This is a genomic window from Streptomyces argenteolus (assembly GCF_042902585.1).
Classification (GTDB): Bacteria; Actinomycetota; Actinomycetes; order Streptomycetales; family Streptomycetaceae; genus Streptomyces; species Streptomyces argenteolus.
Genome location: NZ_JBIBEG010000002.1, coordinates 1,272,531 through 1,285,678, shown reverse-complemented (window position 1 = coordinate 1,285,678; position 13,148 = coordinate 1,272,531). Strand labels below are relative to the sequence as shown.

Here is a 13,148-nt window from a genome sequence, read left to right as displayed (position 1 = left end):
ACCCCGGTGCGCGTGGCATACTTCGGGAGCGCTCCGCATCCCCCGTCGGAGCGACGGACCGACGCCGGGCAGCTCCCCCCGTGGCTGCTCGGCGTCGCCTTTCTCCGGCGGGGATGCGCCGCGGCGCTCCGGCAGGGAACCCTTAGGGTTGAGGCCGTGAACTTCCCCGATACCTCAGCCGAGAGCGCCTCGGGCGCACCGGTCTGCTCCGCCAAGGGCTGTCGCGCCGACGCCGTGTGGGTGCTGGCCTGGAACAACCCGAAGCTCCACACTCCCGAGCGGCGCAAGACCTGGCTGGCCTGCGAGGAGCACCGGGAGCACCTCTCCTCGTTCCTCGGTGTTCGGGGCTTCCTGAAGGACGTCGTCACCCTCGGGGAGTGGGAGTCCTCATCCACCGATCGCTGACATCGGGCGGTCGGGCTGGAGGAAGGACGGGTCGTCCAGACCGGAACCCGCCTTCTTGCCCCACATCGCGAGCTTCCAGATCTTCGCGATCTCCTCGTCCGGCGCGCCGGAGCGCAGGGCGCCGCGCAGGTCCGTCTCCTCACGGGCGAAGAGGCAAGTGCGGACCTGGCCGTCGGCGGTGAGCCGGGTGCGGTCGCAGGCGCGGCAGAAAGGCCTGGTCACGGAGGCGATGACACCGACCCGATGCGGGCCGCCGTCCACCGTCCAGCGCTCCGCGGGTGCCGATCCGCGCTTCTCGTCGCCCTCCTCGGTGAGGGTGAACCGGGTGCGCAGCGAGGTGAGGATGTCGCCCGCCGTGATCATCCCGTCGCGCTTCCAGCCGTGCTGGGCGTCGAGCGGCATCTGCTCGATGAAGCGGAGCTCGTAGTCGTGCTCCACGGCCCAGGCGAGCAGCTCGGGGGCCTCGTCCTCGTTGAGGCCGGGCATCAGGACGGAGTTGACCTTGACCGGGGTGAGTCCGGCTTCCCGGGCGGCCTGGAGTCCGTCGAGCACGTCCTGATGACGGTCGCGTCGGGTGAGCGTCTTGAAGACGTCGGGGCGCAGGGTGTCCAGCGAGACGTTGACCCGGTCCAGGCCCGCCGCCTTCAGGGCGGTGGCGGTGCGCTTGAGCCCGATGCCGTTGGTGGTGAGGGACATCTTCGGGCGGGGTTCCAGCGCGGCGCACCGCTCGACGATCGACACCAGTCCGGGGCGCAGCAGCGGCTCGCCGCCGGTGAAGCGGACTTCCCTGATGCCGAGGTCGGTGACGGCTACGCGGATGAGCCTGACGATCTCGTCGTCACTGAGGAGCTCGGTCTTGCCGAGCCACTGGAGGCCTTCTTCGGGCATGCAGTAGGTGCAGCGGAGATTGCACTTGTCGGTCAGTGAAACACGCAGGTCGGTGGCGACCCGGCCGTAGGTGTCGATGAGCACTGTGGGCCCCCTCCCCCGGTGATGTCCGCGGTTGCGGTTCTGACTCCTCCGAGACTACGCGAGAGCGGTGACATCCAGGGAGCGCGGTTGCCACGAGGTGGGACGGGGCTCCGTCGTAGATCCCTACGACGGAGCCCCGTCGCGGGTCTGCGCGACGGGGCTCCGCGGGCGGCCGGGCTGCCGGGTCAGTGGGCTCCGGTGCCGGTGAGGGACTTGACCTCGAGCTCGGCGTACTTGCCCTTGTCCGGCACCTCCTTGGAGAGGACCGAGCCGAGCCAGCCGAGCAGGAAGCCCAGCGGGATGGAGATGAGGCCCGGGTTCTCCAGCGGGAACCAGGCGAAGTCCACGTCCGGGAACATGGACGTGGCCTTGCCGGAGACGACCGGGGAGAAGAGCACCAGCAGGACGGACGAGGCGAGGCCGCCGTAGATCGACCAGAGGGCGCCCTGGGTGGTGAAGCGCTTCCAGAAGAGGCTGTACAGGATGGTCGGCAGGTTGGCCGACGCGGCGACGGCGAAGGCCAGGGCGACGAGTCCTGCGACGTTCAGGTCGCGGGCCATCGCGCCGAGGCCGATGGAGACGACGCCGATCGCGACGGTGGCCCAGCGGGCCGCGCTCATCTCCTCCTTCTCGGTCGCCTTCCCCTTGCGGATGACGTTGGCGTAGATGTCGTGGGCGAAGGAGGACGAGGAGGCGAGCGTGAGGCCCGCGACCACGGCGAGGATCGTCGCGAAGGCAACGGCGGAGATGACGGCCAGCATGACCGCGCCACCGGTGGTGCCGACCCCGCCGAGGTACTCGGCGAGCTGGGGCGCCGCCGCGTTGCCCGCGGGGTTCTTCGCCTTGATCTCCTCGGGCCCGATGAGCGCCGCGGCGCCGAAGCCGAGGGCGATCGTCATCAGGTAGAAGGCCCCGATGATGCCGATGGCCCAGTTCACGGACTTGCGGGCGGCCTTGGCGGTCGGGACGGTGTAGAAGCGGATCAGGATGTGCGGCAGGCCCGCGGTGCCGAGCACCAGCGCGATGCCGAGCGAGATGAAGTCCAGCTTCGACACGTCGGTGGCGCCGTACTTGAGGCCCGGCTCCAGGAACGCGGCGCCGTGCCCGCTCTTCTCCGCGGCGGTGCCCAGCAGGTCGGAGACGTTGAAGTCGAACTTCCAGAGGACCATGAGGGTCATCAGCAGCGCGCCCGCGATGAGCAGCACGGCCTTGACCATCTGGACCCAGGTGGTGCCCTTCATCCCGCCGATGGTGACGTAGATGATCATGAGTACGCCGACCAGCGCGACGATGAGCACCTTGCCTGCGTCGCTGGTGATGCCGAGCAGCAGGGCGACGAGCACACCCGCGCCCGCCATCTGGGCGAGCAGGTAGAAGATCGACACGACGATGGTGGAGACACCCGCGGCGGTGCGCACCGGCCGCTGGCGCATCCGGTAGGCGAGGACGTCGCCCATGGTGTAGCGGCCGGAGTTGCGCAGCGGCTCGGCGACGAGCAGCAGGGCCACCAGCCAGGCGACGAGGAAGCCGATGGAGTAGAGGAAGCCGTCGTAGCCGAAGAGCGCGATGGCCCCGGCGATGCCGAGGAAGGACGCCGCCGACATGTAGTCGCCGGAGACGGCGAGGCCGTTCTGGAAGGCGGTGAACTGCCGCCCGCCGGCGTAGAAGTCGGAGGCGCTCTTGGTCTGGCGGCCCGCCCAGACGGTGATGCCCAGGGTCGCGGCGACGAAGACCGCGAAGAGGGTGATGATCAGCGGCCGGTGCTCCGTCGTGGACGAGGCGGCCAGCTGGATCACGGGGTGGGATGCGTACGCGGCGCTCATGCGTCGGCCTCCAGACGGGACTTGATGGCCGCCGCCTGCGGGTCGAGCTTGTTCGTGGCGTGGCGCGAGTAGAACCAGGCGATGAGGAACGTGGTGGCGAACTGGGCGAGGCCGAAGACGAAGGCCACGTTGAAGTTGGCGACGACCTTGGTGCCCATGAAGTCGCCGGCGTAGCTGGACAGCAGCACGTACAGCAGGTACCAGGCGATGAAGCCGACGGTCAGCGGAAAGGCGAAGGAGCGGTGGGAGCGGCGCAGTTGGGTGAACTCCGCACTGTTCTGCGCCTCGAGGAACGCCTCGGTCGTGGGCTGGACGGGGCTGTCGTCCTCACGCTTCTGGGGCGGCGGTGCTTCGGTAGCCACGGATTCTCCTCGCGACGCGGGTGTGGTGGTGGGCACGGTGGATTTCACAGGGAGTCCTCTGCGTGATCGGGGCTGGTGCACGGCTCCCTGTGCAACGGCACGGAGAGCGCGGCGAAGCGGTTCACCGCAGGTTCGGTCTTCTGCGGTACAGGCCCCTGGACGCGCCTCCCGGAGGTCACACCTCGAACTCACTTGCCCGTATTCATTGATGCGCCGGGAAGATCAGCGATAACTTCACAGGTCATGTACCGGTCCGGTCACGCCTGTGCCCGGACCACTGGCACGGATGATGTGGAGAACCCATGGCTCATCTGGCATCCAGACGGACACGCGTACTCACGCTGCCCGTCGGACTCGCGCTCACGGCCTCGCTCGGATTCCTCCCGACGGGGACCGCAGCAGCCGCACCCGCGGAGGAGCCGGCGGCGGTGACGGCAGACGGCCCCCAGCTGTCGTACGTCGTGAACACGCGGGCCGGTCACGGCACCGTCAAGCAGGTCCGCAAGGCGATAGCCGCGGCCGGCGGAACCGTCGTGACGTCGTACGACAAGATAGGCGTCGTCGTCGTCCACTCGAAGAACCCGGACTTCGGCCCGACGATCCGCAAGGCCAAGGGCGTCCAGTCGGCGGGCGCCACGCGCACCAACCCGATCGTCCCGCAGGCGACGAAGGACGTCGGGGTCGGGCAGCCCCTCACCGCCGCGCAGGCACGGGCGGCGGCGGACGAGGCCGTGGCCGGCCAGGACGCGCTCGAACCGCTCCAGTGGGACCTGCCCGCCATCAAGGCGGACAAGGCGCACGAGAAGTCGCTCGGCAGCAGCAAGGTGACGGTCGCCGTCATCGACACGGGTGTGGACGACACCCACCCGGACCTGGCACCGAACTTCGACCGCGAGGCCTCGGTGAACTGCGTGTCCGGCGCCCCGGACACCACGGACGGCGCCTGGCGTCCCGCGGCCGGCGAGAGCGACCACGGCACGCACGTCGCGGGCACCATAGCCGCGGCGAAGAACGGCACCGGCGTCACGGGCGTCGCTCCCGGCGTGAAGGTCTCCGGCATCAAGGTGTCCACGCCGGCCGGCTTCTTCTACACCGAGGCCGTCGTGTGCGGCTTCGTCTGGGCGGCCGAGCACGGCGTCGACGTGACCAACAACAGCTATTACACGGACCCCTGGCTGTTCAACTGCAAGAACGACCCCGACCAGGGCGCCCTCGTCGAGGCGATCACCCGCGCCACCCGTTACGCGGAGGGCAAGGGCGTCGTCAACGTCGCGGCGGCCGGCAACTCCGACCACGATCTGGCCCTCGACGCCATCGAGGACTCCACGAGCCCGAACGACACGACGCCGGTCACGCGCACGGTCGACCCGAGCGCCTGCCCCGACATCCCGACCATGCTGCCGGGTGTCGTGACGGTCTCGGCGACCGGCGCGAAGGGGCTGAAGTCCTCGTACTCCAACTACGGTCTCGGTGTCATCGACGTGGCCGCCCCGGGCGGTGACTCGACGCGTTACCAGACGCCGGAGGCACCGGCCGTCAGCGGTCTGATCCTGTCCACGCTGCCGGGTGGCGGATTCGGCTACAAGGCCGGTACGTCGATGGCGTCCCCGCACGTCGCGGGCGTCGCGGCCCTGATCAAGTCGACCCACCCGCATGCCTCGCCGGCGGTGGTGAAGGCGCTGCTGACCCACCAGGCCGACGCCACCGCGTGCGGTGCGCCGTACGACATCGACGGTGACGGCACCGTCGACGCCGTCTGCGAGGGCGGCACGCAGTACAACGGCTTCTACGGAGCCGGTGTCGTGGACGCGCTGGACGCGGTCCGCAGGTAAGACATGAGGGAGGGGCCGGGGACAGCTGTCCCCGGCCCCTCCCGCGTTCCGCCCCGCCGGCTACGGCGTGACGAGGACCTTGAGCGCCGTGCGCTCGTCCATCGCCTTGTAGCCGCCCGGCACGCCGTCCAGCCCGACCGTCAGGTCGAAGACCGGCGACGGGTCGATCGTGCCGTCGAGCACGTCGGGGAGCAGGTCGGGGATGTACGTGCGCACCGGCGCCACGCCGCCCCGCAGCGCGATGTTGCGGTCGAACATGACGCCGAGGTCCACTCCGGTACCGCTGCCGTGCGGGACTCCGACGTATCCGACCGAGCCGCCGTCGCGCACGATGCCGAGGGCCGTGCGCATCGACTGCTCCGTGCCGACCGCTTCGATCACCCCGTGGGTGCCTTCCCCGCGGGTCAGTTCGCGCACGGCGGCGAGGGCGGCGTCGCCGCGCTCGGCGACGACGTCCGTGGCACCGAAGGCACGGGCGATGTCGGTACGGGCCTGGTGGCGGCCCAGCGCGATGATCCGCTCGGCGCCGAGCCGCTTGGCCGCCATGACGCCGCACAGGCCGACCGCGCCGTCACCCACGACGGCGACGGTGCTGCCCGGCCGCACGCCCGCGCCGAGCGCCGCGTGGTGCCCGGTGCCCAGGACGTCGGAGAGGGCCAGGAGGGCGGTGAGCAGCCGGTCGTCGGAGGCGGCGGCCGCCGGGAGCTTCACCAGGGTGCCGTCGGCGAACGGGACGCGCACGGCCTCGCCCTGCCCGCCGTCGGAGCCGACCGACCCCCAGAAGCCTCCCTGGGGGCAGGATGTGGTGAGCCCTTCGGCGCAGTAGGCGCAGGTGCCGTCGGACCAGACGAACGGGGCCACCACGAGGTCGCCGGGGGCGAAGCCGTTGACCCCGGGACCGGCCTCCTCGACGACACCGAGGAACTCGTGGCCGATGCGCTGACCGGGCTGCCGTGCGGACTCGCCCCGGTAGGCCCACAGGTCACTGCCGCAGATGCAGGCACGCAGCACCCGCAGGACCACGTCGGTGGGCTGCTGGACCGTGGGGTCGGGCACCTCCTCGACACGGATGTCGTGGGGGCCGTGGATGACGGTGGCGCGCATGCGTGGGGGTCCTCGCTGGTCTCAGATTCTGATACGCCCCTCACGGTACGCCTCGGGGGCGGCGCCGGTGGAATCCACTCCTCCGTCGAGCGCCCCCCGCGTGAGCAGGTACTGCGCGCCGATGTAGGTCAGCATGATCCAGAAGTGGTGAGCGGGCAGCGGGGGCCATTCCGCGATGCCGGTCGCGATGAGCGCGTCGGAGAGCAGGAAGAGGGCCCCGCCGGCGGCGGCGCCCCGGCCGAGGACCCCCGCCCGCCAGGCCATCGCCGTGAGCAGCAGGCTGTATCCGGTGAGGGGCACGCGTAGTCCGCCCGGCAGCCCCGGCCACAGGAGCACGACGAAGGTGACGAGCACGACGGCGTACACGAGACCGGCGACCGTCCGCACGGGGGCCCGGCCGAAGAGCAGCAGATAACAGACGTGCCCCGCGGCGAAGAAGGCCATCCCGGCGAGGAACGCGGCCTCCGCGTCGGGCATCAGCAGCACGTCGCCCGCCCAGCCGCACAGCAGCGCGGCGATCAGCAGGCGGCGTCCGCCGCGCGCCGCGGCGTAGGCGGCGAGCAGGAGCATCAGCAGCGGCTTGGTGGCCACGTGCACCGCTTCCGTCCCGGCGAGGAGCCCTGCCAGATGGACGGCGGAGACGGCGAGGAACGCGACGAGCAGCGGGCGTACGAGCCGGGGCGCACCGGCGCGGGGCGTCATCCGGTGCCCTCGGCGGTCTGCGGCTGCGGGGCGGTGACGGTGGCCGGCGCCGTCCCGGTGGTGGGCGCCGGCTGCCAGCCCGGGCCCCGGAAGACGCGGCCCGCCCGCTCGCTCCAGGTTGCCGCGGCCCGCACGTCGCGGGCGATGGCCGCGTACTCGTGGCTGGCGACGCGGAGGGGGTTGTGGGTGCTGATGTTCTTGGTGAGCCCGAAGACGGGACGCTCGGTCTCGGCCGCGAACGAGCCGAAGAGCCGGTCCCAGACGATGAGGATCCCGCCGAAATTCCGGTCCAGGTAGCCGCCTTGGGAGGCGTGGTGCACCCGGTGGTGGGAGGGCGTGTTGAGGACGTACTCGAAGGGCCGGGGCAGCTTGTCGATCCGCTCGGTGTGCACCCAGAACTGGTAGACGAGGTTCGCCGAGGAGCAGAAGGCGAGCGCGGCGGGGTGGACGCCCAGCGCGACGAGCGGCAGGTAGAAGGGCCAGGAGGTGAGGGACGTCCAGGGCTGGCGCAGCGCGGTGGTGAGGTTGAACTTGCGGCTGGAGTGGTGGACGACGTGGCAGGCCCACAGGATCCGGATGACGTGGTGGCCCCGGTGGGACCAGTAGTAGAAGAAGTCCAGGGCCAGGAGCATGAGCAGGATCGTCCACCACAGGACGGGGACGCGCAGCGGGGTCAGTTCGTAGACCGCGGCGTAGATCGCCACGATGGGTATCTTCCACAGCAGGTCGAAGACCAGGCTGCCGAGTCCCATGGTGACGCTGGTGGCGGCGTCCTTGGCGTCGTACCCGGCGGCCTCCTCGTCCGGGTGAAGCCGGTGGACGACCATTTCGAGGACGGTGAGCAGGACGAAGGCCGGGATCGACCACAGCACGACATCGGGCAGGTTCGGCTCCATGCGTGCACCGTAGGGCCGCCGGTGGCACCGGGCATAGATGGTGTTACCGACAAGTATGTGAGACGCGGTGTCATGAGTGTTTGGCAGGTTCCGCCAACTGCCGGGCCCGGGGAGGTCAGGGACGCGTCACTTCGCGGAGGGATCGCACCGCAGGCCCGGAGGAAGCCCCGCCCTCACACCCCCGCCGCCCCGAGCAGCACACCCGCCCCGTAGGTCACGCCCATGGCCACGGCTCCCCCGGCCATGTTCCGCAGGACCGCAGGCCCGGCGGGCGCCTCGCCGAGCCGGGCGCTCCACCAGCCGGTGAGGGCGAGCGCCGCGAGCACGGACAGCACGGTGACGGCCAGCCGCGCGGAGGGCGGCGGCAGCACGATCGCCAGGAGCGGCAGCAGCGCACCCACCGTGAAGGCCAGGAAGCTCGCTCCCGCCGCGTGCCACGGGTTGGTCAGTTCGTCCGGGTCGATGCCCAGCTCGACCTCGGCGTGGGCCCGTAGCGCGTCGCGCTGCGTGAGCTGTACCGCGGCCTCCCGGGCGAGCGCGTTGCTCAGCCCCTTCCCTTCCAGGAGTCCGGTCAGCTCGGCGAGCTCGGCCTCCGGGGTCTCCCGGAGTTCCCGTTCCTCCGTCTCCAGCGCGGACTTCTCCGAGTCGCGCTGGGTGGACACCGACACGTACTCGCCGGCCGCCATCGACATGGAGCCCGCGAGCAGCCCCGCCAGGCCGGCGGTCAGCAGGGTGGACCGGTCACCCGTTGCCCCGGCCACCCCGACGACCAGGCCCGCCGTGGAGACCACTCCGTCGTTGGCGCCGAGCACCGCGGCCCGGAGCCAGTTGAGCCGGGCACCGAGTCCGCCGCGGTGGGGTTCGTCGTGTGTCTGCGCCTGTGTCTCCGTCACCCCGGGAGCGTCTCACCGCCCCCTTGCCAGGCGCATCCGCGACCCGCGGTTCCGGCCCCCCGTCAACTGCTCTCCGCTACCACAGGGTTCATGGCGGGACCGCCCGGATAGGTCACTGTCGGTCCCGGCCCGTATTCTCTGTGACCATGCTCGACGACCGTCAGACCGCAGCGCCGTGGCCGGCCGCGTATCCCAAGGGGTACGCGGTCGTCGACGTGGAGACCACCGGACTCGCCCGCGACGACCGGATAATCTCCGCTGCCGTGTACCGCCTGGACGCCCAGGGCGACGTCGAGGACCACTGGTACACCCTGGTGAACCCCGAGCGCGATCCCGGTCCGGTCTGGATCCACGGGCTGACCAGCGACGTCCTGGAGGGCGCGCCGCTCTTCCCGGAGGTCGCGGAGGAGTTGTCCCGGCGCCTGGCCGGGCGGGTGCTCGTCGCCCACAACGCCGCGTTCGACTGGTCGATGATCGCCCGGGAGTACGCACGCGCGGCGGTCACCGCGCCCGTCGAGCAGCGGCTGTGCACCATCGCGCTGTCCAAGGAGCTCCGGCTCCCCCTGCCGAACCACAAGCTGGAGTCGCTGGCCGCGCACTTCGGAGTCGTGCAGCAACGCGCGCACCACGCCCTCGACGACGCACGCGTGCTGGCCGAGGCGTTCCGCCCGAGCCTGCACGCGGCGGCCCGGGGCGGCGTGCGGCTGCCGCTGCTGGAGTGCCGTCCGTTGACGGAGTGGTACGACTCCCCGGTCACCCCGCGCGCCGGCTACCGGCCCTCGCAGACACAGAGCTGGCGCCCCTCGCGCAAGCGTCCCGCGTGCCCCTACCCGAACCCGGGGCGGTACGAGTCGGACAAACCTCTCATGCAGGGCATGCGGGTGGCGTTCTCCGGAGACACCTCCGTCGACCGGGAGCTCCTGGAGGACCGCGCCGTGGAGGCCGGTCTGCACGTGGCGACCAGCGTGTCGCGGCTGACGAGCCTGCTGGTCACCAACGATCCGGACTCCGTGACGTCCAAGACGGTGAAGGCGAAGTCCTTCGGCACGCCGATCCTGGAGGAGAGCGCCTTCACCCATCTGCTGCGGGACGTGGCACCCGCGACCTCGGTCGTCGTGCCGAAGCCGTCACCGTCATCGGAGTGAACCGGGGGCGACTCGCCCGGCATCCGCTCGCCCGCCGCCCTCCCGCGTCCCACCCTGTGGCGCATGGCACGTTGCGAGGTTTGCGGAAACGACTACGGGATGTCCTTCGAGGTGCACGCGCAGGGCGCGGTGCACGTCTTCGACTGCTTCTCCTGCGCCATCCACCGCATGGCGCCCATCTGTGAGCACTGCCGGGTGCAGGTCATCGGCCAGGGCGTCGAGGTCGACGGCCACTGGTACTGCGGCGGCCACTGCGCCCGCGCCGAGGGGAGGGCGGGCATCGTGGACAAAGTGTGACGGTCCGCTCCGTCCGCACGGGGGACCCTCCGTGCCGCACCCCATGACCCCGGTTGTACGGTCATGGGGTGTACCGCTTCCTGATGACCCGGCAGTGGGTGATTCTCACCCTCCTCGTCCTGGCGCTGATTCCCACGATGATCGAGCTGGGTTTCTGGCAGCTGCACCGGCATGAACACCGGGTCGAGCAGAACGCGCTCATCACCCGGAACCTCGAGGCGGAGCCCGTCCCGGTGGCCCGGGTGACCTCGCCCGGCCACACCGTCCCGCGCTCCGACTACTGGAAGGCCGTGACGGCGACCGGGACCTTCGACACCGAGCACGAGGTGGTCGTACGCCGTCGCACCTCGCGGGACGAACGTATCGGCGTCCTGGTGCTGACCCCGCTGGACCTCAAGGGCGGCGGCACCGTCCTGGTCAACCGCGGCTGGGTCCCCGCCGCGGCGGACCAGCAGGCCTACCCCGAGGTTCCTCCGCCGCCCGGCGGCGAGGTCACCGTCGCGGGCAGGCTCAAGGCGGACGAGACGACGAGCGCCAGCGGCATCAAGGACCTGCGGGGCCTGCCGGACCGTCAGGTGATGCTGATCAACAGCGCCCAGCAGTCGCACCTGCTCGGCCGTCCTGTCCTCGGCGGCTACCTGGAGCTGACGAGCCCCGAGCCGGCCGGCGGCAGTCCCGAGACGATCGCGGCCCCCGACGACGGCTCCATCGGCCCGCACATGGCGTACGCCGTCCAGTGGTGGCTGTTCGCCGCGGGTGTCCCGGTGGGCTGGGTCGTACTCGTACGCCGGGAGAAGCGCGACCGTGCCCAGGCGGCCGCGGACGCCGAGGCGGCGCGGGAGCCGGAGCCGGCCACCGCCTGAGGGCTGTTCCCACCTTGTTCGCTGCTTAGCGGAGCCCAGGTTCGGGAAGACGCCAGAGCGTGACCCCACGCATCGAGGACTACGCCCTCATCGGCGATCTCCAGACGGCCGCTCTGGTCGGCAGGAACGGTTCTGTCGACTGGTTGTGCCTCCCCCGCTTCGACTCGGGCGCCTGCTTCGCGGCGCTGCTCGGCGACGAGGACAACGGGCACTGGCGCATCGCCCCCCAGGGCACCGACAGCACGGAGACCTGCACCCGGCGGTGCTACGTGGAGGACTCCCTGGTCCTGGAGACCTACTGGGAGACCAGGACCGGGACGGTCAAGGTCGTCGACTTCATGCCGCAGCGCGACAAGGCACCCGACGTCATGCGGATCGTGCAGGGGGTCAGCGGCAGCGTCGACATGAGTTCCGTCCTGCGGCTCCGGTTCGACTTCGGCTCCGTGGTCCCCTGGATGCGCCGTTCGCACGGGCACCGGGTGGCGGTGGCGGGACCCGACTCCGTCTGGCTGCGCAGCGAACCGCCGGTCAAGACCTGGGGCCAGCAGTTCAGCACCTGCTCCTCCTTCACGGTCGCCGAGGGCGAGTCGGTGGCCTTCGTCCTGACCTGGCACCCCTCGCACTCCCCGCGGCCCAAGCTGATCGATCCGCACAAGGCGCTGAAGCACACCCTCACCGACTGGGCGAAATGGGCGGCACGGTGCACCTACCACGGCAGGCACCGGGAGGCCGTGCTCCGCTCCCTGATCACCCTGAAGGCGCTCACCTACGCCCCCACCGGCGGGATCGTGGCGGCCCTCACGACCTCGCTCCCGGAGGAGATCGGGGGCGTACGGAACTGGGACTACCGCTACTGCTGGCTGCGGGACTCCACCCTCACCCTGGGCGCCATGATCTCGGCGGGATACCTGGAGGAGGCGGCGGCGTGGCGGGACTGGCTCCTGCGCGCCGTGGCCGGTGATCCCGCCGACCTCCAGATCATGTACGGGCTCGCGGGCGAGCGCAGACTCCCGGAGACGGAGCTGCCCTGGCTGCGGGGCTACGAGAACTCCCTGCCGGTCCGCACGGGCAACGCGGCGGTGCGCCAGCGGCAGCTCGACGTCTACGGCGAGGTCATCGACTCGCTCAGGGTGGCCCGCACCGCCGGCCTCGACGACAAGCCGCACGCCTGGAATCTGCAGCTCAGTCTGCTCGGCTTCCTGGAGTCGACCTGGCGCGAGCCGGACGAGGGCCTGTGGGAGGTACGCGGCCGGCGCCGCCATTTCGTGCACTCCAAGGTGATGGCCTGGGTCGCGGCCGACCGCGCGGTGCGCACCCTGGAGGAGAACCCCGAGCTCCCCGGCGACGCCGACCGCTGGCGGGCGATGCGGGACGCCGTGCACGCGGAGGTCTGCGACAAGGGCTACGACCCCGTGCGCAACACCTTCACCCAGTACTACGGCTCCCAGGAGCTGGACGCCTCGACGCTGCTGATCGTGCGCACCGGCTTCCTGCCGCCGGACGACCCCCGGGTCATCGGCACGGTCGACGCCGTGCGCGACGAGCTCGCCCACGACGGCCTGATCCGCCGCTACAGCACCGAGGGCGCGTCGGTGGACGGGCTCCCCGGCGACGAGGGCGCTTTCCTGGCCTGCTCGTTCTGGCTGGTCGACGCCCTGCTGCGGACGGGCCGCAGGGAGGAGGCCGAGGAGCTCTTCGAGCGGCTGCTGGAGCTGCGCAACGACGTGGGGCTGCTGGCCGAGGAGTACGACCCGGTGGCGGCTCGCCAGCTCGGCAACTACCCGCAGGCGTTCAGCCACATCGGCCTGGTGAACAGCGCGGTCGACCTCGCCGGTGAGGACTTGGCAGGATAGA

13 protein-coding genes are annotated in these 13,148 nt (G+C 71.0%); 6 read left to right on the top strand and 7 right to left on the bottom strand.

The features are described from left to right. Window positions 1–156: 156 nt before the first annotated feature. On the top strand, window positions 157–405 hold the full coding sequence (locus tag ACFY8O_RS12350) for a hypothetical protein (RefSeq protein WP_145802628.1): 249 nt from the start codon (window positions 157–159) through the stop codon (window positions 403–405). Here the strand turns inward: ACFY8O_RS12350 and moaA are convergent. From moaA to ACFY8O_RS12335, 3 genes are all read right to left on the bottom strand, one after another. Beyond that, entirely contained in the window at window positions 388–1,377 is a 990-nt protein-coding gene (gene moaA / locus ACFY8O_RS12345) for a GTP 3',8-cyclase MoaA (RefSeq protein WP_145802626.1), read from the bottom strand. The genes ACFY8O_RS12350 and moaA overlap by 18 nt on opposite strands. 185 nt (window positions 1,378–1,562) lie before the next feature. Further along, on the bottom strand, window positions 1,563–3,200 hold the full coding sequence (locus ACFY8O_RS12340; protein ID WP_145802624.1) for a solute symporter family protein: 1,638 nt from the start codon (window positions 3,198–3,200) through the stop codon (window positions 1,563–1,565). Beyond that, window positions 3,197–3,562 carry a DUF485 domain-containing protein gene (locus ACFY8O_RS12335; RefSeq protein ID WP_145802622.1) on the bottom strand — a complete coding sequence of 122 codons (366 nt, stop codon included), beginning with the start codon at window positions 3,560–3,562 and terminating at the stop codon, window positions 3,197–3,199. Before ACFY8O_RS12335 ends, ACFY8O_RS12340 begins: the two co-directional genes overlap by 4 nt. A 302-nt stretch (window positions 3,563–3,864) precedes the next feature. Here ACFY8O_RS12335 and ACFY8O_RS12330 point away from each other — a divergent pair, with 302 nt between their 5' ends. After that, window positions 3,865–5,394: a S8 family peptidase gene (locus tag ACFY8O_RS12330; protein WP_145802621.1), complete on the top strand. Its 1,530-nt coding sequence runs from the start codon at window positions 3,865–3,867 to the stop codon at window positions 5,392–5,394. A gap of 60 nt (window positions 5,395–5,454) precedes the next feature. Here ACFY8O_RS12330 and ACFY8O_RS12325 read toward each other — a convergent pair whose 3' ends face one another. From ACFY8O_RS12325 to ACFY8O_RS12310, 4 genes are all read right to left on the bottom strand, one after another. Further along, complete coding sequence (locus tag ACFY8O_RS12325; RefSeq protein WP_145802619.1) at window positions 5,455–6,498, bottom strand: zinc-dependent alcohol dehydrogenase family protein; 1,044 nt, start codon at window positions 6,496–6,498, stop codon at window positions 5,455–5,457. Between the two features lie 21 nt (window positions 6,499–6,519). Further along, window positions 6,520–7,200, bottom strand: a complete 681-nt coding sequence (locus ACFY8O_RS12320; protein WP_387900974.1) for a lysoplasmalogenase — start codon at window positions 7,198–7,200, stop codon at window positions 6,520–6,522. Then, entirely contained in the window at window positions 7,197–8,096 is a 900-nt protein-coding gene (locus tag ACFY8O_RS12315) for a sterol desaturase family protein (RefSeq protein WP_387900972.1), read from the bottom strand. Before ACFY8O_RS12315 ends, ACFY8O_RS12320 begins: the two co-directional genes overlap by 4 nt. Window positions 8,097–8,269: 173 nt before the next feature. Further along, complete coding sequence (locus ACFY8O_RS12310) at window positions 8,270–8,989, bottom strand: VIT1/CCC1 transporter family protein (RefSeq protein WP_387900969.1); 720 nt, start codon at window positions 8,987–8,989, stop codon at window positions 8,270–8,272. Window positions 8,990–9,129: 140 nt separating this feature from the next. On the opposite strand from ACFY8O_RS12310, the gene ACFY8O_RS12305 reads away from it, so the two are divergent. The 4 genes from ACFY8O_RS12305 to ACFY8O_RS12290 all read left to right on the top strand — a co-directional run bounded on the left by ACFY8O_RS12305 (window position 9,130) and on the right by ACFY8O_RS12290 (window position 13,147). After that, window positions 9,130–10,134, top strand: a complete 1,005-nt coding sequence (locus ACFY8O_RS12305) for a DEDDh family exonuclease (RefSeq protein WP_387900966.1) — start codon at window positions 9,130–9,132, stop codon at window positions 10,132–10,134. A gap of 63 nt (window positions 10,135–10,197) precedes the next feature. Further along, a complete protein-coding gene (locus ACFY8O_RS12300) occupies window positions 10,198–10,431 on the top strand; it encodes a hypothetical protein (RefSeq protein WP_073747930.1) in 234 nt (77 codons plus the stop codon). A 68-nt stretch (window positions 10,432–10,499) separates the two neighbouring features. After that, complete coding sequence (locus ACFY8O_RS12295; RefSeq protein ID WP_145802611.1) at window positions 10,500–11,294, top strand: SURF1 family cytochrome oxidase biogenesis protein; 795 nt, start codon at window positions 10,500–10,502, stop codon at window positions 11,292–11,294. A 59-nt stretch (window positions 11,295–11,353) separates the two neighbouring features. Next, window positions 11,354–13,147, top strand: coding sequence for a glycoside hydrolase family 15 protein (locus ACFY8O_RS12290; RefSeq protein ID WP_387900962.1), 1,794 nt, complete (start codon window positions 11,354–11,356; stop codon window positions 13,145–13,147). The last annotated feature ends 1 nt before the right edge of the window (window position 13,148 follow it).

Excerpts from the sequence above, each read along its gene's own strand:
- ACFY8O_RS12340 (WP_145802624.1), bottom strand. The coding sequence starts at position 3,200 with ATGAGCGCCGCGTACGCATCCCACCCCGTGATCCAGCTGGCCGCCTCG.
- ACFY8O_RS12300 (WP_073747930.1), top strand. The coding sequence starts at position 10,198 with ATGGCACGTTGCGAGGTTTGCGGAAACGACTACGGGATGTCCTTCGAG.
- ACFY8O_RS12320 (WP_387900974.1), bottom strand. The coding sequence starts at position 7,200 with ATGACGCCCCGCGCCGGTGCGCCCCGGCTCGTACGCCCGCTGCTCGTC.
- ACFY8O_RS12315 (WP_387900972.1), bottom strand. The coding sequence starts at position 8,096 with ATGGAGCCGAACCTGCCCGATGTCGTGCTGTGGTCGATCCCGGCCTTC.
- ACFY8O_RS12330 (WP_145802621.1), top strand. The coding sequence starts at position 3,865 with ATGGCTCATCTGGCATCCAGACGGACACGCGTACTCACGCTGCCCGTC.
- ACFY8O_RS12325 (WP_145802619.1), bottom strand. The coding sequence starts at position 6,498 with ATGCGCGCCACCGTCATCCACGGCCCCCACGACATCCGTGTCGAGGAG.